Origin of the sequence: Caulobacter sp. CCG-8 (genome assembly GCF_037402475.1) — a bacterium.
In the GTDB taxonomy this organism is placed as follows: Bacteria; Pseudomonadota; Alphaproteobacteria; order Caulobacterales; family Caulobacteraceae; genus Caulobacter.
In genome coordinates, this window is record NZ_JBBEUD010000003.1 from 172,925 (window position 1) to 194,289 (window position 21,365).

A 21,365-nucleotide genomic window follows, 5' to 3' on the forward strand; every position below is an offset into this window, starting at 1 on the left:
TCATTCCCGCGAAAGCGGGAAACCAAGCCGCGTTGGCTTCTCGTCCGCGCCATCCATCTGCTCAGCTTGGGTCCCCGCTTTCGCGGGGATAAGCGGGATAGGGCGCAGCAAAAAGCCCTCCGGTTCGCACCGGAGGGCTCTTCAGATCGCAATCGGGTCGAAACCCGAAAATAGACCTTAAGCGGCCAGGGCGGCGCGGACCTTGTCGGCGATGGCCTTGAACGCGACCGGGTCGTTGCCCGCGATGTCCGAGAGGACCTTACGGTCGATCACGATACCCGCCACGTCCAGGCCGTGGATAAACTGCGAGTAGGTGAAGCCCTCGGTGCGGGCGCCGGCGTTGATGCGTTGGATCCACAGCGAACGGAAGGCGCGCTTGCGCACCTTGCGGTCGCGATAGGCGTACTGGCCGGCCTTGTCGACCGCGGCCTTGGCCGTGCGGATGGTGTTCTTGCGGCGGCCGTAGAAGCCCTTCGCCTGTTCAAGAACCTTCTTGTGCTTGGCGTGGGCGGTGACGCCACGTTTAACGCGAGCCATGTGTCAGCGCTCCTCTTAAAGGCCGTAGGGCAGGTACGAACGGATGGTCTTGGCGTCAGCCTCGCTCATCACCTTCGTTCCGCGGTTTTGGCGGATGTACTTGCCGTTGTGGCCGATCAGACGGTGGCGCTTGCCGGCGACGCCGGCTTTGAGCTTGCCCGTGGCGGTGATCTTGAAGCGCTTCTTAGCGCCCGACTTCGTCTTCAACTTAGGCATTTCGCGTCGGAGCGTTTAACGGCCCCGTCCTCTGGATAGCATGACGAACCGCCATGGCATGCCAAACTGGCCAGGCGGTTCCGGAAAGGCGGGGTTAGTACGGGAAAGGGGCGGAGAAGGCAAGCGCCGTCTCCGCCCCTCGCGCAGGTCCGCCGTCGGACTAGTTCGGCGGGTTGTTCTTCTCGAGGAAGGTGATCAGGGCGGACAGCATCTGCTGGCGCGTGGCTTCGCGCGAAAGGAAGTGATCCTCCTCGCGCAGGGTCACGAACTCGACGGGCTTGTGCGCCTTCTCCAGGGCCGAGCGCATCGCGGTGCTTTGGCTGTATTGGACGCGGGTGTCGTCCTTGCCATGGATCAACAGCACGGGGCCGTCGGCCTGATCGGCGTGGCGGGCCGGGGAGCGTGCGCCCAGCTTGGGGTCGGAGATCGAGGTCACGCCGAACCAGCGCTTGCGGTAGCGCACGATCGAGCTTTCCTCGTTGTAGCGGAGAGTGTCGAACTTGATCAGTTCGGCGACGTCGCTGATTCCGGCCACCGAGGCGGCGCAGCGATAGACCCCCTTGTCGAGCGTGATGCCCGCAAGAGCCGCGTAGCCGCCATAGCTGGCCCCGGCGATGCAGACCCTCTTGGGATCGACAAGGCCTTTGCCGGCCAGGAAGCGGACGCCGTCCGAAAGGTCGGTCTGCATCTTGCCGCCCCATTCCCCGTCGCCCGCCCGGATGAAGCTTTCGCCATATCCGGTCGAACCGCGGAAATTGGGCTGCAGCACGGCATAGCCGCGCGAGGCCATGGCCTGGGCCCACCAATCGAAGCTGGCTTCGTCCCGGTCTTCCGGGCCGCCGTGGGGGAAGACGATCAGTGGCAGGTTCTTGACGGCCTTCCCGGGCGGCAGGGTCAGGTAGGCATGGATTGGCAAGCCGTCGGCGGCTTTGTAGGTGATCGCCCGCACTTCGGCCACGTCGGCGGCGGTGAGGCCCGGATAGGCCGAGCCGACCTTGCTGAGCTTCTTGGCGTTCAGGTCCAGCAGATAATAGCCGCCCGGCTCGCCCGTCCCTTCGGCGTAGAAGACGACCTTGGTGTAGTCCTCGGTGTGTGACGACAGGCTCAATTGGCGACCCGGGAAAACACCGCTGATCGCGGCCCAGGCGGCGGCCAGGCGCGGTTCGTCGAACGCGTACTGCTTGTAGCCGGCCTCGGTGACGCGCCCGATCACGTGATTGGCGTCGTCGTAGACCATCTTGAAGGACTCGTTCGGACCGTAGAAGTCGCCCAACTTGCCGGTAGCGATGTCCAGGTCGGCCAGGCGGTAGTCCTTGGTCTTGTCGTCGAGGATCGACATCACCACCGACTTCTCGTCGAGCGACAAGCCCAGCATCGACGGGCCGTCGATCGGCGCGGTGACGACATAGGCGTCGACCCATTTGCCGTTCTTGCGCAGTTCCATCGACCAGCGCGAGTTGTCGCGGTCGTAGCGCGTTCGGCCGATCACCGAGCCGTCCGTCTTGAACAGGTACTCGGTCGTGTTGAAATCGCCCATCTGCACCATCGTGGCGCTGCCGGTGTCTGGATCGATGCGATAGAGGTCGAAGCGCCCTTCCTGCCAGGAGTTGCTCTGTTCGCCGGCGTAGAGTTGGGCGAACACCGTCGGCTTGCCGCCGACAACGCCGCCCACCGGGGTGGAGCTGAGCACGTTCTGCACGGTCTCGGCCGACTTCTTCGGCAACTGTACCGAGGCGCCGGTCTTGATGTTGATGCTCGTGGCCTGGAACATCTCGCCGACATAGGTCTGGTTCTCGACCGACCCCGTACGGGAAACCAGCGCCACCACATGGTTCGGATCGCCCCACATCACGCCGCGCATCTTCACCTTGCCGAAATCCACGCTCTGGACCTCGCCGCCGTTCAGGGGCTGGATGATGACCCGGCTGGTTCCGCCGTCGTGGGCGATATAGGCCAGGTTGGCACCGTCGCTCGAGATTTCGACGTCGGTGATGGCCGGCAGGCGGCCGTAAGCGTCGAGCGAGGCGCCCAGGGCGGCGCTCGACGAAACCAGCGCGGCCAGGGCGGCGCCGGCGAACAACTTCAACATGAACTCCCCCAACTCAATGTTGAGAGGATTAGCGGCCCACGGTGAAGCTGTCGAGCCTCAGGCCGCGGCCTTGACCCGATGCTCGATGGTCAGGGCGAAGGCGACGGCCGGCAGCATCAACACCGCGCCCAGCCAGTAGGGACCGCCGATCGCCAGGCCGAACAGGGGCCCCGCGATCATCGGGCCGGTCATCCGGGCCAGCGAGCCGGCGGCCATGTTCAGGCCCAGCATGGCGCCCTGCTTGTCGGGCGGGGTGGCGCGCGAGATCAGGGCCGCCACGCAGGGGAAGACCAGCGACTGGCCGAAGGCGGTGCAGCCGACGGCCAGCGGCACGAAGGCGCTGGTCGGCACGAACGGCGTCAGGGCCAGGCTCAGCGCGATGATCGCCAGGCCCGTGGTCAGCACCTTGGCCTCGCCGAACCGGCGGGCGAGGCGTCCGGTGATCAGGCCCTGGCCGACCGAGGCGATCACCCCGATCACCGCGAAGCACAGGCCCACCTGGCGCGGACCCCAGTCGAAGCGGGCCTGGGTCCACAGGCCGAAGACCGACTCCATGCCGGCGAAGGCGGCGGTCGAGACCAGGGTGACCAGCAGCACGCGCGACAGCACCGGGTGGGCGGCGGCCGCCGCCAGGTGGTCGCGGCGGCGGATCACCGGGGCGTCCTTGTGGCTGGGCGCGCGGCTCTCGACCACGAACAGGAACACGCCCAGCGAGGCGATCGCCGCCAGGGCCGCGGCGGTCAGCAGCGGGATCTGGAAGGCCAGGCGTCCGGTGTCGGAATGGCCGAAGAGGTGGGCCAGGCCCGGCAGCAGCCCGCCCAGGGTGGGGCCGACGACGAAACCCATGCCGAAGGCCGAGCCCAGCAGGCCCATGCGTCCCGCCCGCTTCTCGGGCGGGGTGACGTCGGCCATGTAGCCCTGGATGGTCGAGATGTTGCCGCCGCCGAACCCGCTGAGGAGGCGCACCAGGAAGGCCATGCCGATGGTTGGGGCGAAGGCCAGGGCCACGTAGGACAGGGTGTTGGCCAGGATGGTGACGATCAGCACCGGCCGGCGGCCGATGCGGTCGGAGAGCCGGCCCCAGAACGGCTCGGCCAGGAACTGGCCCAGCGAATAGGCCGAGAACAGCGCCGTCACCTGCCAGGGACTGGCGTTCAGCGACTTGGCGTAGAAGGGCAGCAGCGGGATCACCAGCCCGAAGCCGACCAGGTTGATGAACACCACCAGCAGCAGCACGTAGAGCGCGCGCGGGCTGGCGTCCGGCGTCGTCTTGAGGCCGGCGGGGGCGGTCGGGGCGTCGGGCGGGGAAACCGTGGTCATCAGGCCGCGCGGTTTACGCCTCATCGCGCGTCCTGGCGACCGCTATCTGAAATTTCAGACGGCGGCCGCCCTGACGGTCTTCCGATCCGCCGTCAGTTGGGCGGGTTGTTCTTCTCCAGGAAGCCGACGACCGAGTTCAGCATCTGCAGGCGAGTGGCGCCGCGCGACAGCCAGTGGTCCTCACCGGGCAGGGTGACCAGCTCGACCGGCTTGCCGGCCTTCTTCAGGGCGTCGGCCATCAGGGTGCTCTGGACGTAGGGCACGACCGTGTCGTCCTTGCCGTGGATCAGCAGGATCGGGATCTCGACCTTGTCGGCCATCTGCGACGGCGAGATCGCGGCCAGGTCGGGGTCCTTCAGGCCCTCGGCGCCCATGTACTGCAGCCAGAAACGCATGGTCGAGTTCTTGCTGCTCTCGTAGAGGCGGTTCTTGTCGACCAGGAACCGCTTCATGTCGGACGGGCCGGCGATCGAAGCGGCGCAGCGATAGACGCCGCGATCCAGGGTGGCCCCGGCCAGGGCCGCGTAGCCGCCGTAGCTGGCGCCGACGATGCAGACCCGCTTGGGATCGATCACGCCCTGCTTGGCCAGATGGCGCACGCCGTCCGACAGGTCGGTCTGCATGGCCTTGCCCCACTGGCCGAAGCCCGCCTCGACGAATGGCCAGCCAAAACCGGACGAACCCCGGAAGTTGGGCCGCAGCACCGCGTATCCGCGCGAGGCCAGGGCCTGGCTCCACCAGTCGAACTCCAGGGTGTCGCGGGACTTCGGACCGCCGTGGGGCAGCACCACCAGGGGCAGGTTCTTGGGGTCCTTGCCGTAGGGCAGGGTCAGGTAGCCGGTGATCTCCAGGCCGTCAGCGGCCTTGTACTTGATCGGCTCGACCTTGGAGACGCCCTGCGGGGTCAGGCCCTGATAGACCTCGGCCAGGAAGCGCGCGCTCTTGGTGTTCAGGTCGACCAGGGCGTAGGCCGGGCCCAGGGTGGCGGAGTCGACCTGGACCACCAGCTGGCGCTTGTCGTCGGACCACGAGGCCAGGGACACCTGGTCGCCGGGGAAGGCCTTGACCACGGCGTTCCAGCTGGCCTGCAGCTTGGCGTCGAAGAAGGTGTAGCGGCGGTCGTCGCCGACCAGGCTGAACGCGCCCACCAGGCTGGCGCCGTCCGGGGCGTGGATCAGGCTGTCGAACTTGGCGCTGTCGGGGATCACGACGTGGCTGCCGTCCGGCGCGTACTCGTTCAGGACGGTCGTGTCCTCGTCCTTCTCGTCGTCCATCCAGACCAGCACGGAGCGTCCGTCGCGGCCGAGCCCGGCCAGGCCCAGGGATCCCATCTTCGAGACGACGCGCTCGGCGGTGTTCCAGCCGCGGTCGCCCTTGATCTGCAGCGACCAGGCGCCCGCCTTCTCGTCGTATCGCGACTGGGCCAGGGGCTCGCCCTCGGGCGTCACCAGCCAGCCGTCGGTGTCCTTGTTGCCGGCGCCGCCCATCATGCGGGTGACGCCGGTCTTCAGGTTGGCCTTGTAGAGGGTGTTCTGGCCGTAGTTGTCGACGAAATGCACGCCCTCGACGAAGGCGTAGGGCACGCCGTCGAGGATGCGCACGGTCGGCGTGTCCAGCACGACGTTCATCGCCTCGTCCTGGCCCTCCATCAGCGGCCGCTGCTTCTTGGTGACCAGGTTGAAGTCGAAGGCCATCCAATATTCCTGCCGGGGCCCGGTCAGGCCGTAGGGCTGGGCGGTGCTGGAGATGGTGACCAGGACGTGCTCCGAGCCCGCCCACTGCACGCCGCGCAGCTTGGTGTCGCCGAAGTTCAGCGCCGAGATCATCTTGCCGCCCTGGGCGGCCTCGCGGATCAGCAGCATGCGCTTCTCGCCGTCGGTGACGGCGATCGCCAGCTTCGCGCCGTCCGGCGAGATCTCGACCTGTTCGATATTGGGCAGGCGCCCGTAGACCGACAGCGGCGGAACGCCGTCCGGCGCGGCCTGCGCGCCCACCGCCGCGGTCATGACAAAACCGGCCGCGACCACGGCCAAGACACTCTTCAACACGCTTAGTCCCCCAAACTGAGGCCAAGCTAGAAAAGCCGAATATTATTGTCGAGCTTGTTTTCGCCGTCCGGTTGCGCGGGCGGGCGGGCAAGGCAAGGGATCGGGGCAAAGAAAAACGCCCCGGCCTTGCGGGCCGGGGCGTTTTCTCGAGCTCGGTTGGAAGCCGGCGCTTAGCGCGGCGCCAGGATCATGATCATCTGGCGGCCTTCCATGCGCGGCTCGTATTCGACCTTGGCGACCTCGTCGAAGTCGGCCTTGACCTTGAGCAGCAGCTTCATGCCCAGTTCCGGGTGCGCCATTTCACGGCCGCGGAAGCGCAGGGTCACCTTGACCTTGTCGCCTTCCTCGAAGAACCGGTGCATCGACTTGGCCTTCACGTCGTAGTCGTGAATGTCGATGTTGGGGCGCAGCTTGATTTCCTTGAGCTCGACGATCTTCTGCCGCTTGCGAGCCTCGTTCTTCTTCTTCTGCTCCTGGAACTTGAACTTGCCGTAGTCCAGGATCTTGCAGACGGGAGGGTTCGCGTTGGGAACGATCTCGACCAGGTCCAGGCCAGCTTCCTCAGCCGCTTCCAGGGCGGCGGAAATCGGCATCTCGCCTTGCTTCTCGCCGTTCTGGTCGATCAGCAGGACGCGGGGGACCCGGATGTCTTCGTTGATACGCGGACCATCCTTGACGGGCGGCGTTTGCATAGGACGGCGAATAGGGCGGCTCCGGTGTTGTTAAAGGGCGCTGTGCAATAAAACGGTATCGTTGAACAGGTTCGCGCGGAGTCCGGGGGACGCCGCGTTCGCAAGTGATATATGACGAAGGAGTCCCGCGCTATCAAGGCGCATGCGCGACGGAACCCGCCTTTTAACGGGCCGGGCGCTTCAAAAGGGACCGGGGGAGCGGAACGCCGGGGTCGGGTCGGCCTCCATCCCCAATCCTGATCCGTTCCACGCCTTCATGAGCACGCCCACTTCCGCCGCCCGCCACACCCCGATCGAGGACGTCCACGCCCTGCTGATCGGCTCCAGTTTCATCGCCGTGGGCCTGACCCTGCTGAAGGCGGCCGGCCTGTCGACGGGCGGGGTGGCGGGCATCGCCCTGATCGTCTCCTACGTCACCCATTGGCCGGTCGGGGTGCTGTTCCTGCTGATCAACATCCCGTTCTACGTCCTGGCCCAGCGCACCATGGGCTGGACGTTCACGGTCAAGACCCTGGTCACCAACCTGCTGCTGGCGGGCCTGGCCCTGGGGCTGCCCCGGTGGCTGCGCGTGACCGAGGTCGATCCCTTGTTCGCCGCGGTCTTCGGCGGCACGATCATCGGCATGGGCATCCTGGCCCTGGCCCGCCACAAGTCCAGCGTCGGCGGCATCGGGGCCCTGGCCCTGTGGCTCTACGAGAAGCGCGGGATCAGCGCCGGCAAGGTGCAGATGGCGTCGGACTGCCTGATCCTGGCCTGCGCCTTCGCGGTGCTGAACTGGGACAAGCTGTTGCTGTCGATCCTTTCCGCCGTCGCCTTGAGCATCGTGATCATCGCGAACCACAAACCTGGTCGCTACGAAGGCTATTGAGGCGCGGGCGCCCCCTGCGGTGAAGCTCCCTGTTAAGCTTGGTTAACTTGGTGTAAAGCTTAGGCTTTAATCGCCGAGTTTGGGCGCGACCTTGGTCTGATCGAGCGCCGCACGTCGGAAACCTGCGGGCTTGATCCTTTGGGGGCTACGAACGTGCGAAAGATCCATATCCTCATTGCGTCCGCTTGCCTGGTCCTGGGCGCGGCCACCGCCTATGCGGGGCAGTCCGGCCGCGGGCGACACGCCGAGCCCAGCGTCGGCGACCAGGCCCTGTCCCTGATGGCCAAGGGCAACAACTGGCTAGGCACCAACGTCTTCAAGCGGCTGGTGGCCAAGGACAACTCGCCCTTGAACCGCTTCAACCTGGCCACCGGCTATCAGCGCACCGGCCGCCTCAAGCAGGCCGAAAGCATCTATCGCGACCTGCTGGTCGAGGGGCGCAACACCAACGTCGTGGCGACGCCGTCGAAGGACGCGCCGGACGTGCGGGTCTTCAACCTGGCCGAGGAGGCCGCCTCGCGGCTGCTCTATTTCGACTGGCTGAAGTCCGAGAACGGCCGCCGGGCGATGGCGGCGCGGTCGGGCCCTGGGGCGCCCTCGGCCGAGGCCTTCGGCGCCGAGGCGTCGGTCACGATCGGCGGGCCCACCTATGGCGATGTGTCCGACGAGAAGGCCATGGCGCTGGACAGCCAGGCGGGGCAGGGCGCGACCGAGTAGCCGGGCCTATGGCGGCGCGGCCAGGGACGCCGCGCCGCCAAGGTGTCGACGACCCCGACGAATACTTGCGATCGCTTGCACATATCGGTGTTCGAAAGGCGAGAAATACAACTTCGAACACACCGCGTTTCAACCTGAGGGTTAAATCAGCGACTGCCGAGGGGTTCCCTTGGCCATGATTAATAGAATGTGAAACTATTCGGCGCCTCGCGCGCTCCTCCGGCCTCGCCAAGTATCCACGCGTCGGAAGCCTGTGGACTTGGAATTTTGGGGAGAGCGGACGTGCGAAAACTTCACGCTATTATTGTGTCTGCATGTGTAGGCCTTGGCGGTACGGCGGCCTATGCGCAACAGGCGGCCGTCGCCCCGGCGACCCAGGCCGCCGTCGAGGTGAAGAGCCTCGGCGAGGTGTCCGCGATCGAGGCCGTGAGCTTGATGGCCAAGGGCGACAACTGGGCGGGGACCAATGTCCTCAAGGCGAGACTGGTCAAGAACGACACGCCGCTCAACCGGTTCAACCTGGCGACCGGCTATCAGCGGACGGGCCGCATCGACCAGGCCCAGGCGCTTTACCAGGACCTGCTGAAGAGGGGCCGCACCACCAACGCCGTGGAGACGCCGGCCGCCGGAGGAGGCCTCCGGGTCTTCAACCTGGCCGACGAGTCCGCGTCGCGCCTTCTCTACATCTCATGGCTCAAGTCCGGACGGACGCCGAACGCGCCCGCCTCGGCCGACACGTTCGCCACCGACACCTCGGCCAGGGTCGGCGGGCCGACGCACGGCGATGTGACCGACGAACAGGCGCTGGCGCTGGACCGCCTGGCGCACGAGGCGACGCACTAGACGCGGACGCGGAAGGCTACTGCGGCAGCAGGGCGATCGCCGCGCTGGCCACCGTGCTGACGGGCAGGGCCTTCAGGTCCGGCGAGCGGATCACCGCCACGTGGCCGCGCGGGCCGCACAGCTCGGGGTCCGAGGCGTCGGAGAACAGGGCGATGGTCGGCGCGCCGGCCGCGGCCAGCAGGTGGGTCGGGCCGGTGTCGTTGCCGACGGCCAGGGCCGCCTTGGCGCCCAGCACGGCCAGCTGGGCGAAGTCGGTGCGGCCGGTCAGGTCGCGGGCCTGGCCCACGGCCTTCTGGATCTGGCGGGCCATGGCGCTTTCCTGCGGGCCGCCGATGATCACGATGTCCAGCCCGCGCGCCTTCAGCAGGGCCGCCAGCTGGGCGTAGCTCTCGACCGGCCAGCGCTTCTCGGGCCGATGGGCCGAGCCGCCCGGGACCAGCAGGACGTAGGGGCGCGGGGCGGCGGCGCCGGCCACCGGGCGCGGCTCCTTGATGCGGCGCAGGATCCACGACAGGTCCGGGGCCGGCGCGCCGCCGGGCTCGGTCGGGGCGTCGGGCCAGATGCCGGCCTGCTTCAGCTGGTCGGCCTGCCGCTCCAGCGTGTGCATGTGGTAGCGGGCCTTGCCGCGCTGGGGCAGCGAGCAGCCGGCGGCGATCCCCGACCATTGCGGCGGGAAAGGCCGCAGGGCCTGGAAGTACCAGTTGGTGCGGCTGTTGGTCTGCAGGTCGTAGACGCGGTCGTAGCGGGCCTTGCGCAGCCGGCCGAGCAGGGCGGTCAGGTCGCCGAAGTCGCTGGGACGCCCGTCGGTCTCGACGCTGTTGAAGTAAGGCGACAGCTTGGCCAGGGCCTCGAAGGGCGGCGTCGTCAGCAGGGTGATCTTGGCGCGCGGGTGGGCCTCGCGGATCTTCTTCATCGCCGCCAAGGCCAGTACGAAATCGCCGAGGGCGCCCAGCTTGATGACCAGGACCTTCTTGATTTCCTTGCTCAACTTTTCGTCTCCAGAACGCGTGCGTAGACCTTGAGCGTTGCTTCGACCATCGCGTCAACAGAATACAATTTCCGGGCGCGCGCCCGGGCGGCCATGCCCATGACCTGGCGGCGCGCCGCCCCCGCCTCGCAGGCGTTCGAGAGGGCGGCGGCCCAGGCCTCGACGTCGCCGGGCGCGACCAGCCAGCCGGTCTCGCCGTCGACCACGGTCTCGCGCGCCGCGCCGTGATCGGCGGCCAGGACGGGCTTGCCCATCACCTGCGGCTCGACCGCCGTGCGGCCGAAGGCCTCGGGCTCCAGCGAGGGGGCGATGGCCAGGTCGGCGACCAGATAGGCGGCCGGCATGTCGTCGCAATGGCCCACCAGCTTGACGCTGTCCTGCAGCCCGGCCTGGGCGATCATGTGCTCCAGCTCGGCCCGATAGGCCTTGCGGCCCTGGTCGTCGCCGACCAGCAGCAGCAGGACGCGGGTGTCGGAAACCGCCTTCAGCCGCGCCACCGCCTCGATGACCAGAGCCTGGCCCTTCCAGCGGGTCAGGCGGCCGGCCAGCAGCACCTTCAGCCTGCGGTCCTCGGACGACACGCCCCAGGCGTCGCGCAGCGACTTGACCCGCTCGGCCGAGACCAGGCCGGGCTCGAAGCGGGTCAGGTCGACGCCGCGCGGGATGGCCACCACGCGCTCGGACGGGATGCCGTGCTCGGCGATCACGTGGGCGCGGGTGTATTCCGAATTGGCGATCACCAGGTCGCCCTTGGTCATCACCGCGTTGTACCAGCGCTTGAGGCTGGACTTGGCGTTGTAGACGCCGTGATAGGTGGCCACGAACGGCACCTTGGTGGCGTGGGCCGCCCACAGGGCGCTGAAGGCCGGAGCGCGCGAGCGGGCGTGGACCAGGCTGACCTTCTCGCGGCGGATCAGGTCGATCATCCGCGCGGCGTTGCCCAGCATGATCAGCGGGTTCTTCGACTGGGCCGGCATCTGGGCCAGGCGGCCGCCGTCGGCCTCCAGCCGCGCGGCCATGCGCCCGCCCTTGGTGGCGACCAGGGCCTTGCCGCCCTGCGCGATCACGCCGTGGGCCACGTCGATCGTCGTCTGCTCGGCGCCGCCCGTTTCCAGCTCCGGGGTCACCTGCAGAAGAGTGAAATCGTCGGGAAGGATGGACACGCGTTGCTCTGACGAGGTTTGAGGGGTCGTAGTTATCGAAATGAACAAGGCCGCGCCATGACCGATTCCCTTCAGCACCTCGTTCGCAACGACAATCTGCGGTTGGCGTACCGCGTCGTCCACGGAACCCATCCCACGGTTGTGTGGCTGGGCGGATTCCACTCGGATATGACGGGAACCAAGGCCCAGGTCCTGGCCGACCAGGCGCGGGCGACCGGCGGCGGCTACCTGCGGTTCGACTATTTCGGCCACGGCCAGTCGGACGGCGCGTTCGAGGACGGCACGATCAGCCGCTGGCGCGAGGACGCCCTGGCGGCGATCGACGAGCTGACCGAGGGACCGCTGGTGCTGGTGGGCTCGTCGATGGGCGGCTGGCTGGCCTGCCTGGCGGCCATCGCCCGGCCCGAGCGGGTCGAGGCCCTGGTGCTGATCGCCCCGGCGCCCGACTTCACCGAGAAGCTGATGGAGCCGGAACTGTCGGACGAGGCCCGCGCCGCCATCGCCCGCGACGGCCGCTGGATCCGGCCTTCGGAATACGACGACGGCGGCTATCCGATCACGCGGGCGCTGCTGGAGGACGGCGCGCGGTGGTCGATCCTGGCCGGTCCCGTGCCGATCGAGGTCCCGGTCCGCGTGCTGCAGGGCGGGGCCGATCCCGACGTGCCCTGGACCCACGCCCTGGAGCTGGCCAACAGCCTGACCTCGACAGACGTGGTCTTCACCCTGATCAAGGACGGCGATCACCGCCTGTCGCGACCCCAGGACCTGGAGCGGCTGGCCGCGGCCGTGGCCGAGGCGCGCATGCTGGCCGAGCCGGTCGATGACGACCCCGTGGCCCGTCGCCTGGCCCGCGCCGCCCGCGCCCGCGCGGCCGGCCAGGCCCCCGCCACCGCCTGGGCGGCGGCCGACATGGGACCGGAGGAGGAGTAGGGGACATGCTGGCGCGAAAGATCGCTTCCATCCATCCGGTGATCGTCCTGGTCTTCTGGATCGCCTTGGCCCTGGCGTCTCCGATCCTGGTGATGACCCTCGGCGGCTCGGCCGGCATGTTCGTCGTGAACGCGTCCACGCTGGTGGTGGGCGCGTGTTGGTGCGGATGGATGTGGGCCATTCGAACGGCGGCGCTCGAGGAGGCGTCGGGCAATGCGACTCCGCGGCGTCCTTGGCTGTACGCGGTGCCGCTCCTGGCGTTTCTGCCCTTCCTGATTTTGCCAGAAGGGGCGCTGGAGGCGGGCGGCCTGCTGGCCGTCGCGGCGAACCTGGCGGCCATCCTCCTCCTCGGCAGCGGCGTCTTCTTGCTCTGGAAAACCGCCGAGGCGCTGGAACGCATGGTGGCGCCCGGCTTAGCGCCGCCGAAGATGAAGGTCTTCAGCACGACGGTGCTGCTGGCCATGATCTATGTCGCGCCGTTCGTCGTGGCGCGACGGTTCGCGGCGCGCGCGAGGCCGGCGGAAGCGGCCGCCGCCTAGCCGCCCGCCGCCAGGATCGCCGCCAGGCCTTCGCGATAGGTCGGATATTTCGGCCGCCAGCCCAGCTCGGCCTTGGCCAGGGCGTTCGAGACGCGCTTGTTCTCGGCGTAGAAGCGGCGGGTGGCGGGCGACAGGCCCAGTTCATTGAACGGCAGGTCGGGCGGCACGGGCGCGCCCAGCAGGCTGGCGGCGTGCTCCATCACGTCCTGCGGCGGGGCCGGCTCGTCGTCGACTAGGTTGTAGACGCCGCCGGCCCGGGGGCGGTCCAGCGAGGCCAGCAGGCCCGAGACGATGTCGTCCAGGTGGATGCGGCTGAACACCTGGCCCGGCTTGACGATGCGGCGGCCCTCGCCGGCCCGCAGGCGGTCCAGGGCGCTGCGGCCGGGGCCGTAGATGCCCGGCAGGCGGAAGGTGGTCACCGTCAGGCCCATGCCGCGCCCCACCTGGCGCCAGTCGCGCTCGGCCCCGACGCGGCGCGCGCCCTCGACCGACTGGGCCTTCAGGGGACTGCTCTCGAACACCCAGCGGCCCTCGAAGTCGCCGTAGACGCCTGTGGTCGACAGATAGCCGATCCAGTCGGGGAAGGCCTGCGCCGCCGCCAGGGCGGGGATCGTCGCCTCCAGGCCCGGACAGCCGTCGGCGGTGGGCGGGGCGGTGACCAGCACGGCGTTGACGCCGGTCAGGGCCGCGGTCATGGCGGCGCGGTCTTCGGCGTCGACGGGCTCGATCCCCAGCGCGCTCAGCTCAGCCGCGCGCACGGCGTCCCGCGCTGTCGCCGCCACGCTCCAGCCCCGGCCGATCAGCGCCTGCGCGAAGGCCTGGCCGACATAACCCAATCCGAACACGAACAGACGCAAGGCGCTCAAGTCCCCGAAACGAAGGGGCGAATGAGTGTATGAAACCGAGGTTTGCGCAAGGGCGGATCCTCCCCCGAGGGGGGAGGTGCGACGCGTTGTCCACAATGACGCGTTCGAACCCGCTTCAGACCGCTTGCCAACCGCAAGGCGCTCTGCCATAAGCCGCCTCCTCGTCGCGGGGCGCTGTTTCAGCCCCCGCCGATGCGGGCGTAGCTCAGTGGTAGAGCACAACCTTGCCAAGGTTGGGGTCGAGAGTTCGAATCTCTTCGCCCGCTCCATTCTCCGGTCCTCCGGCGGTGGAACGAGACCCGAAATATCCCGGATGCGGGCGTAGCTCAGTGGTAGAGCACAACCTTGCCAAGGTTGGGGTCGAGAGTTCGAATCTCTTCGCCCGCTCCAATTTCCCCCAAATTGAAGCGTGACGCATCCGGTGGGCGGCTGTTAGCTCTGCCATGGAACCCCGTTGCGCGCCCCACCGTTCCTGAGCGGTGATCACCTGCGCGGAGCGGGCGGGACTGGGGATGTCGGACAATGACCTGTTTCAAGCTTGAACGAACGCGAGCGGCCCACGTGGCGGCGCTGGCGACCCTGTTGGCGCTGACGGGGGCGGTCCACGCCCAGGCGGCCCAGGCCAAGCCTGAATATCCGACCCGGAAGCCCGCGGCCGAGGCCGGGAGCGCCAAACCCGCCAAGCAGGTGACGCCCCCGGTTTCGTCGACGACGCCGGAAAGCGCCGAGCCCAACCCGGGCGGCTGGACCGAGGTGCGCAAGAAGTCGGTGGACATCGGCACCCAGCCCGTGCGCGACGTCGGCATCATGAAGCGCCAGGTCCCGCCGATCCTGGTCAAGGCGCAGAACGATCCCTACAGCCTCAAGGGCCTGAAGACCTGCAAGCAGCTGGCCGCCGAGGTCAGCGATCTCAACGCGGTGCTGGGCGACGACTTCGTGGTCGGCAACGAGATCAAGGAGAACCGGGCCGGCAAGCTGGCCGAGGCCGGCGGCAAGACCGTGATCAACTCGATCATCCCGTTCCGCAGCCTAGTCCGCGAAGTCACCGGCGCGGCCCCCGCCGATCGCCGGCTGAACGCCGCTCTCGACGCCGGCTACGCCCGCCGGGGTTTCCTGCGCGGCGTGCACGCCAACCGCCGCTGCAAGACGCCGTTCTAGGTCGAGCTTCTAGTCCCTGGCGATTCCTGATCTAACCTCGTGGTGAACCTGCGGGGAGTTTCCATGTCCAAGCGCGTCCTTCTGGGCCTCGCCCTGGTTCTGGCCCTGAACGGCGTAGCCGTCGCGGCCGCGCCCAGCGCCGCCGACCAACTGGCCCAGGCGGTCAAGGCCTACGAGGCGGCCGGGGCGGGCGAGGACGACGGCGAGGGCGGGGCCGACGACGCCTCGCGCTTCAAGTTCCCGCCGGTGGGCCCCAAGGCCGACGCCGACCGCAAGGCTCTGCTGGCCTCGGCCCGCCAGGCGCTGGACGGCGTCGACCTGGCCGCGCTGAAGCCCGACCAGCGCCTGACCCACGCCATCCTGAAATGGAGCCTGGACGAGCGGCTGGAGGGCCTGTCGTTCGACGAGGCGCGGATGCCGTTCAGCACCGACGGCGGCTTCGACGTCATCCTGCTGTACCGCGCCAACGGCATGCACCTGAAGTCCGAGGAGGAGGCCAAGCAGTGGATCGCCCTGCTGGCCCAGACGCCCGACTGGTACGCCGCCAACATCGCCAACGCCCGGCGCGGGGTGTCGACCGGCTTCGTCCAGGCCGTGCCGACCGCCCAGGCGGTGCTGGACCGGGCCCGCCGGACCGCCGCCACGCCCCTGGCCGACGAGCCGCTGCTGGCCCCGCTGCGCGACCTGCCGTCCAGCATCCCCGCAGATCGCCGGGCCGCCCTGCTGGCCTCGGGGACCAAGGTGGTGACCGACCGGGTCGCCCCCGCCCGCGCCGGCTTCGTCACCTTCATGGAGCAGGAATACCTGCCGCACGCCGCCAAGAGCCTGGCGGTGTCGGACCTGCCGGACGGCGCGCGCTACTACGCCTTCCTGGTGCGCCGCCACACCACCACCACCATGACCGCCGACCAGGTCCACGCCCTGGGCCAGTCCGAGGTGGCCCGCATCCGCGCGCGGATGGAGGTCGTGATGAAGCAGGCCGGCTTCCAGGGCGACCTGCCGGCCTTCATCGCCTATCTGCGCAAGGACCCGCGCTTCTACGCCACCAGCCGCCAGCAGCTGCTGGAGAAGGCCAGCGAGATCGCCAAGCGGGCCGACGACCAGCTGCCCGCCCACTTCGGGACCCTGCCGCGCCTGACCTATGGCGTGCGCCCCGTGCCGGCCAGCATCGAGCAGGGCTACACCACCGGCCGCTATTTCGGGGGCGATCCCAAGACCGGCCGCGCGGGCGGGCTGATGATCAACACCTCGGCCCTGGACCAGCGGCCGCTGTACGAGCTGCCGGCCCTGGTGCTGCACGAGGGCGCGCCCGGCCACCACATCCAGACCGCCCTGGCCCAGGAGCAGACCGGCGTCCCCGACTTCCGCAAGACGGTCTATTTCAACGCCTACGGCGAGGGCTGGGGCCTCTATTCCGAGTGGCTGGGCGAGGAGATGGGCATTTATCGCGACCCCTATGAGCTGTTCGGCCGGCTGTCGTACGAGATGTGGCGCGCCTGCCGGCTGGTGGCCGACACGGGCCTGCACGCCAAGCATTGGACGCTGGACCAGGCCAAGGCCTGCTTCGTCGAGAACACCGCCCTGTCGCCCACCAACATCGACGTCGAGGTGGCCCGCTACGTCTCCTGGCCGGGCCAGGCCCTGGCCTACAAGGTGGGCGAGCTGAAGATCCTGGAGCTGCGGAAACGGGCCGAGACGGCGCTGGGCGACAGGTTCGACGAGCGGGCTTTCCACGACGCGGTGCTGCTGAACGGCTCGCTGCCGCTGGCGGTGCTGGAGGCCAAGATCGACGCGTGGATCGCGGCGCGGAAGAAGTAGGTCTGTAGAGCACTTACTTGCCCCCACCTGACCGCTTCGCGGTCTGTCCGCCCCCATAGGGGGCGGAGGCTGATCGGCGCGGCGCGCCTCTTCCCCCTGTGGGGGAAGACGACCGCGAAGCGGTCCGTAGGGGGCAAGCGTTCGCCGCCTGGATCGTGGCCGGCAAAGCGCCTATCACCGCGCTCGATAACAAGGGGACCCCGTCACATGGCCAAGATCACCGTCCTGGGCGAATGCATGGTCGAGCTGTCGCCGGAGGGCGAGGGCTTGCATCGGATGGGGTTCGCGGGCGACACCTTCAACACCGCCGTCTACATGGCCCGGCTCGGCGACGACGTCGCCTACTGCACGGCCCTGGGCAAGGGCGATCCGTTCAGCGACGGCGCCCTGGCCGCCATGCGCCGCGAAGGGCTGGACACCCGCCTGGTGCGCGAGGCCGAGAACCGGCTGCCGGGGCTCTACGCCATCGTGCTGGACGAGAACGGCGAGCGGAAGTTCCACTACTGGCGTGAGCGGGCCCCGATCCGCGACCTGTTCTCGCAACACACTGCCGACCAGCTGATCGCCGCCGCCAAGGCCAGTGACCTGGTCTATCTGTCGGGCGTGACCCTGGCGGTGATCGGCGACATCGGCCGCGCGCGGCTGAAGGACATCCTCGCTTACGTCCACTCGCTGGGCGTGGCCGTGGCCCTGGACTTCAACTACCGCCCGGCCCTGTGGGCCTCGCCCGAGGCGGCGCGCGAGGCGTTGGACGGCGTCGTGCCGTCGTGCCGTTTCGTCTCGCTGAGCAGCGAGGACAGCCGGCCGCTCTACGGCCGCGAGGCCGAGGACCTGGCCGCCGAATGGGCCGCGGCCGGCGCCGAGGTGGTGGCGCGCGACGAGAGCCACGCGGTCAACGTCCACACGCCGGCCAATTCTTCGCAAGGAGGCCGGATCGCCACCCCGGCCCCGGCCCGGGTCAAGGCCCTGGACACCACCGGCGCGGGCGACAGTTTCAACGCCGCCTACCTGTCCTCGCGCCTGGCCGGCCTGCCGGTCGAGACCGCCGTGGCGCGCGGCCACGACCTGGCCGCGGCGGTGGTGACTCGCAAGGGCGCGATCATCCCGACGGCCTCGATGCCCGTCTGGCCGCGGGGATAGAGCGGGGTCAGGTCCAGTGCAATCAAAGGTTTATATTCCTACTGGACGCGCGCAATAGGAAAGTTATGGGCACGTTATACTTGACGTACCCACTTGGCCTGATAAGGTAGGTGCATCAAAGGATTGCACCATGTCGGCTCTTTCAGCTCCGCACTTCCATAACGAAGAAGCCGCCTACGCCTACGTCGAGGCGCGCATCTGGCCGGAAGGCCCTGTTTGCCCCCATTGCGGCGGCTGCGAGCGCATCTCCAAGATGGGCGGCGCCAGCACCCGGATCGGCACCTACAAGTGCTACCAGTGCCGCAAGCCCTTCACCGTGAAGGTGGGGACCATCTTCGAAGCGTCGCACGTCGCCATGCGCCTTTGGCTGCAAGCCATGTACCTGATGGCCGCGAGCAAGAAGGGCATCAGCAGCCAACAGCTTCACCGCACCCTAGGCGTGACCCTCAAGACTGCCTGGTTCATGTCGCACCGCATCCGTCTGGCGATGGAAAATGGCGGCGATTGGACCCTCGGTGGCGAAGGCAAGATCGTCGAGGCCGACGAGACCTACTTCGGCAAGACCGACGACATGCGCGGCGTGAAGCCCGCCAAGCCGAACCCGAAGAAGAAGGGCCGCACCAAGAAGAACATCCGCCCGATCATCGCCCTGGTCGAGCGCGGCGGCATCGCCAAGGTCTTCCACGTCAAGAACGCCGACAAGGCCACCGTCTCGGCGCTGGTCATGGCGAACGTCCACCCTGACACCCGCCTCCACACCGACGAGAGCCGTCTCTACACCGGCGCCGATCAGGTGTTCGCCACCCACGAAACCGTCCGCCACATCGCCAAGGAGTACGCTCGCGGCGACGTCACCACCAACACCGTCGAGGGCTTCTTCTCGGTGTTCAAGCGCGGCATGCGCGGCGTCTACCAGCATTGCAGCGAGAAGCACCTCAACCGCTATGTGAGCGAGTTCGGCTTCCGCTATAACAACCGCATCGCCCTTGGCGTGAACGACCTCGCCCGCGCCGACAACCTCCTGTCGGGTGTCGTCGGCAAGCGCCTCACCTATCGAACAGCTCGTGAGCAAGTCTGATGGCAGACCAAAAGAAGCGCCCTCCGGACGAGGACGAGGCCCAGAGCAAGCGGTTCATAGAAGCCGTTCGCCAAATCGAGGCCGATGGTGGGTTAAGCCGGGAGGAGGCGGAGCAAGCCCTCGATAAACTGATCGAAAGCACCGTCCCGCAACGTAAGCCCTAGCCTAGCGCGGCGGCTTCCTGCGCCATGCGTATAGCTTCTCGGGTCGCGTGGCGGTCAACTTCTAGATCCTTTAGCGCAGCCTCCAGGCGAACGAGATCGCCGCGCGTGTAACTCCTCACCTCATCGGTGTCCCGGAGCAAGGCCCGTAAATCGGCGCGAGGCGGATATTTGCGGTTTGGGTCCAGCTTCCGAACGGCCTCCAGTCGCCACTGCCAAGCAAGGTAGTCGGCGGGGTGGAGTGACTCGACGTGCTTCGGTACGAAGGCGTGGCCGTTGTAGCCGTACTTTGCCGCGATCTCTGGAACCTCTAGCAACCACGACAGGAAGGCGTGCGCGTCTCCTTGATGCTTGTGGCCCTGCTCAAAGAAGAACGCCGTTGGCCCCTCGGCCTGATTCTTCTCCTTCCACCGCCGAACCATCCCTATGCAGGCCTTCAGCGCAAAGGCGTATGCCGTTGGCATACCTTCCCGGGCCGAGACGATCTCCCGGTATTCATCTTCGTTGACGGTGACAGCAAAGCCGTAGGCCGCCTTGTCGTGGGTCAAATGAATAAGCTTCCGGCATAGCGCGTCCTTGTCGCAATCAGCGAAAAGGCTCCCCGGCTTGCTGCTGGATAGCTCGTTGGTGTGGAAGTACGGAAGGCCGCGCGCCTTCAGGTAGCGCCGCCATTCCTTGGTGAATTCGACGGCCCGCGTCTTACGGAAGAGATATCCAGCAATACACAAGACCTTGGGGTCTCGGTCGCTGTAGCTCTCGTCGATATAGGCTTCCGACACGGTCAAGGCCCAGCCGCCTCCAGGCAACATCACGTCCAGGAATCGGGGGAACGCGGAGGGGATCATATCTCAAACCTCCCCGATCTGGGTACGCGAAGTACAACATGCCCAAAGTTATCCTCACCCCTGGAATATCGACCTAGGATTCGGGTCGAGGGCGTCACGGGGACGCCGTTCGCAGGGGGAAGCCGATGCTGGCTCAAGCTCTCGAGGATCTGTGGGCCATCTCGCCCGACCCGCGCCGCGACAAACTGACGGCGGCCTTCATCACCCACGCGGTGGCCCTGGCCACCGGCGTCGCGCCGTCCGACATCGCGTCGACCAAGCGGACCAGCAAGGCGGCGGCGCGGGCGCGGCAGATCGCCATCTATCTGGCGCACGTGAACTTCAACTGGCCGCTGATCCGGGTGGCCTTCGCGTTCAACCGCGACCGGACCACCTGCGGCCATGCCTGCCACCGCATCGAGGACATGCGCGAGAACGCCGACTTCGACGCGCGGATGAGCGTGCTGGAGGCCTGCATCAAGCAAGCGCCGGACGCCATTCCGGAACTGACCGAACTGGGGCCGGAGCGATGAGCGGCGCGGCGACGGAGGCGGCGTTCCAGCGCATGCTGGAGGCCGAGCGCCTGGCCGGCCGGGCCGAGCGGCTGCTGCGGCGGCCGGGGGCGCTGATCGAGGTCAAGGGCCTGGGCTACGTGGTCCGCTTCGGTCCGCGCCGGGCGGCCATGCTGACCGTGGACGAGGCGGCGTTCCGGGTGCTGGCCCGGGACGGGGCCCTGGCCGCGCGGCGCGAGGGCGGGTGGCGGCTGGTCAAGCCGCTGGCGCCGTCAGTTCCGCCGCCGGGACGTCCGGGCGTGATCGAGGGCGAGCGGGTGGTGATCGAGGGCAGCGACCAGCACGTGGTGCTGAAGGCCAACCTCGGCGAGTCGCCCCTGGCCTGGCTGGCCCGGCGCGGCGGGCTGGAGGACGTGGAGTTGCTGGCCGGCGAGCGGCTGCGCGAGGACTTCCAGAAGGCCGGCTCGATCGGCCGCCTGACCATGGATTGGGACGCCCAGCCGCGCGGCGACGGCGGCGGCCAGAGGCTGGAGCCGGCCCTGCGGGCCCGGGCGGCCAAGGACCGCATCGCCGCGGCCCTGGCGGCCGTGGGGCCGGGCCTGCGCGAGATGCTGGAGCGGGTGTGCCTGGCCGAGACGGCCCTGCAGGTCGCGGAGCGCGAACTGGGCCTGCCCAGGCGGGCCGGCAAGACGGTGCTGAAGCTGGCGCTGCAGCGGCTGGCGATGCACTACCGGATGGCGTGATGACGCCCAGAGCGTCTGTCCCTCCCCCTTGTGGGGAGGGTGGCCCTGGCGGAGCCAGGGTCGGGTGGGGCTTACTGAGTCAGCAGCCCCCACCCACCAGCTTCGCTGGTCCCCC

21 protein-coding genes and 2 tRNA genes are annotated in these 21,365 nt (G+C 68.2%); 13 read left to right on the forward strand and 10 right to left on the reverse strand.

All coding sequences use genetic code 11. The features are described from left to right. Positions 1-177: 177 nt before the first annotated feature. From rplT to infC, 6 genes are all read right to left on the reverse strand, one after another. On the reverse strand, positions 178-537 hold the full coding sequence (gene rplT / locus WAE60_RS03795) for a 50S ribosomal protein L20 (RefSeq protein ID WP_018061453.1): 360 nt from the start codon (positions 535-537) through the stop codon (positions 178-180). A 15-nt stretch (positions 538-552) separates the two neighbouring features. Beyond that, positions 553-753 (reverse strand): 50S ribosomal protein L35, encoded by a 201-nt coding sequence (gene rpmI / locus WAE60_RS03800; protein ID WP_018061454.1) that lies wholly within the window; start codon positions 751-753, stop codon positions 553-555. A gap of 160 nt (positions 754-913) precedes the next feature. Next, complete coding sequence (locus WAE60_RS03805; RefSeq protein WP_029913792.1) at positions 914-2,842, reverse strand: S9 family peptidase; 1,929 nt, start codon at positions 2,840-2,842, stop codon at positions 914-916. A 57-nt stretch (positions 2,843-2,899) separates the two neighbouring features. Continuing rightward, positions 2,900-4,162 (reverse strand): MFS transporter, encoded by a 1,263-nt coding sequence (locus tag WAE60_RS03810; protein ID WP_337685053.1) that lies wholly within the window; start codon positions 4,160-4,162, stop codon positions 2,900-2,902. A gap of 92 nt (positions 4,163-4,254) precedes the next feature. Then, positions 4,255-6,168: a S9 family peptidase gene (locus WAE60_RS03815; RefSeq protein WP_337685178.1), complete on the reverse strand. Its 1,914-nt coding sequence runs from the start codon at positions 6,166-6,168 to the stop codon at positions 4,255-4,257. Between the two features lie 212 nt (positions 6,169-6,380). Next, a complete protein-coding gene (gene infC / locus WAE60_RS03820; RefSeq protein ID WP_018061458.1) occupies positions 6,381-6,902 on the reverse strand; it encodes a translation initiation factor IF-3 in 522 nt (173 codons plus the stop codon). A 256-nt stretch (positions 6,903-7,158) separates the two neighbouring features. Between infC and WAE60_RS03825 the strand changes: the two genes are divergently transcribed. From WAE60_RS03825 to WAE60_RS03835, 3 genes are all read left to right on the forward strand, one after another. Further along, positions 7,159-7,770 (forward strand): YitT family protein, encoded by a 612-nt coding sequence (locus WAE60_RS03825; protein ID WP_029913785.1) that lies wholly within the window; start codon positions 7,159-7,161, stop codon positions 7,768-7,770. Between the two features lie 153 nt (positions 7,771-7,923). Next, on the forward strand, positions 7,924-8,487 hold the full coding sequence (locus WAE60_RS03830) for a hypothetical protein (protein ID WP_337685056.1): 564 nt from the start codon (positions 7,924-7,926) through the stop codon (positions 8,485-8,487). 306 nt (positions 8,488-8,793) lie between these two features. Beyond that, positions 8,794-9,330 carry a hypothetical protein gene (locus tag WAE60_RS03835; protein WP_337685059.1) on the forward strand — a complete coding sequence of 179 codons (537 nt, stop codon included), beginning with the start codon at positions 8,794-8,796 and terminating at the stop codon, positions 9,328-9,330. A gap of 16 nt (positions 9,331-9,346) precedes the next feature. On the opposite strand, the gene WAE60_RS03840 is transcribed toward WAE60_RS03835, so the two are convergent. Together WAE60_RS03840 and WAE60_RS03845 are read right to left on the reverse strand one after the other, a co-directional pair. Next, positions 9,347-10,318, reverse strand: coding sequence for a glycosyltransferase family 9 protein (locus WAE60_RS03840; RefSeq protein ID WP_029913783.1), 972 nt, complete (start codon positions 10,316-10,318; stop codon positions 9,347-9,349). Next, the gene (locus WAE60_RS03845; protein WP_337685063.1) at positions 10,315-11,481 is read right to left on the reverse strand and encodes a glycosyltransferase family 4 protein; all 1,167 of its coding nucleotides are present in this window, start codon (positions 11,479-11,481) and stop codon (positions 10,315-10,317) included. Before WAE60_RS03845 ends, WAE60_RS03840 begins: the two co-directional genes overlap by 4 nt. Positions 11,482-11,538: 57 nt before the next feature. On the opposite strand from WAE60_RS03845, the gene WAE60_RS03850 reads away from it, so the two are divergent. Then, a complete protein-coding gene (locus tag WAE60_RS03850) occupies positions 11,539-12,411 on the forward strand; it encodes an alpha/beta hydrolase (RefSeq protein ID WP_337685065.1) in 873 nt (290 codons plus the stop codon). A gap of 5 nt (positions 12,412-12,416) precedes the next feature. Next, positions 12,417-12,950: a hypothetical protein gene (locus WAE60_RS03855; RefSeq protein ID WP_337685067.1), complete on the forward strand. Its 534-nt coding sequence runs from the start codon at positions 12,417-12,419 to the stop codon at positions 12,948-12,950. Here the strand turns inward: WAE60_RS03855 and WAE60_RS03860 are convergent. Next, positions 12,947-13,807 (reverse strand): SDR family oxidoreductase, encoded by an 861-nt coding sequence (locus tag WAE60_RS03860; RefSeq protein ID WP_337685179.1) that lies wholly within the window; start codon positions 13,805-13,807, stop codon positions 12,947-12,949. The two genes, WAE60_RS03855 and WAE60_RS03860, sit on opposite strands and share 4 nt — an antisense overlap. Positions 13,808-14,010: 203 nt before the next feature. Between WAE60_RS03860 and WAE60_RS03865 the strand changes: the two genes are divergently transcribed. The 6 genes from WAE60_RS03865 to WAE60_RS03890 all read left to right on the forward strand — a co-directional run bounded on the left by WAE60_RS03865 (position 14,011) and on the right by WAE60_RS03890 (position 19,010). Continuing rightward, positions 14,011-14,085 (forward strand) — tRNA-Gly (locus WAE60_RS03865). Positions 14,086-14,131: 46 nt separating this feature from the next. Then, positions 14,132-14,206, forward strand: a tRNA-Gly gene (locus WAE60_RS03870). A gap of 132 nt (positions 14,207-14,338) precedes the next feature. Next, on the forward strand, positions 14,339-14,974 hold the full coding sequence (locus WAE60_RS03875; RefSeq protein WP_337685069.1) for a hypothetical protein: 636 nt from the start codon (positions 14,339-14,341) through the stop codon (positions 14,972-14,974). Between the two features lie 63 nt (positions 14,975-15,037). Next, complete coding sequence (locus tag WAE60_RS03880) at positions 15,038-16,792, forward strand: DUF885 family protein (protein WP_337685071.1); 1,755 nt, start codon at positions 15,038-15,040, stop codon at positions 16,790-16,792. A gap of 207 nt (positions 16,793-16,999) precedes the next feature. Further along, entirely contained in the window at positions 17,000-17,932 is a 933-nt protein-coding gene (locus WAE60_RS03885) for a sugar kinase (RefSeq protein WP_337685073.1), read from the forward strand. A 130-nt stretch (positions 17,933-18,062) separates the two neighbouring features. Continuing rightward, a complete protein-coding gene (locus WAE60_RS03890) occupies positions 18,063-19,010 on the forward strand; it encodes an IS1595 family transposase (protein WP_337685075.1) in 948 nt (315 codons plus the stop codon). 160 nt (positions 19,011-19,170) lie between these two features. Here WAE60_RS03890 and WAE60_RS03895 read toward each other — a convergent pair whose 3' ends face one another. Further along, the gene (locus WAE60_RS03895; RefSeq protein WP_337685077.1) at positions 19,171-20,016 is read right to left on the reverse strand and encodes a hypothetical protein; all 846 of its coding nucleotides are present in this window, start codon (positions 20,014-20,016) and stop codon (positions 19,171-19,173) included. Between the two features lie 125 nt (positions 20,017-20,141). Between WAE60_RS03895 and WAE60_RS03900 the strand changes: the two genes are divergently transcribed. Further along, positions 20,142-20,528, forward strand: coding sequence for a helix-turn-helix domain-containing protein (locus WAE60_RS03900; protein WP_029913761.1), 387 nt, complete (start codon positions 20,142-20,144; stop codon positions 20,526-20,528). Continuing rightward, positions 20,525-21,250: a DUF6456 domain-containing protein gene (locus WAE60_RS03905; RefSeq protein WP_337685080.1), complete on the forward strand. Its 726-nt coding sequence runs from the start codon at positions 20,525-20,527 to the stop codon at positions 21,248-21,250. Before WAE60_RS03900 ends, WAE60_RS03905 begins: the two co-directional genes overlap by 4 nt. Positions 21,251-21,365: the final 115 nt, after the last annotated feature.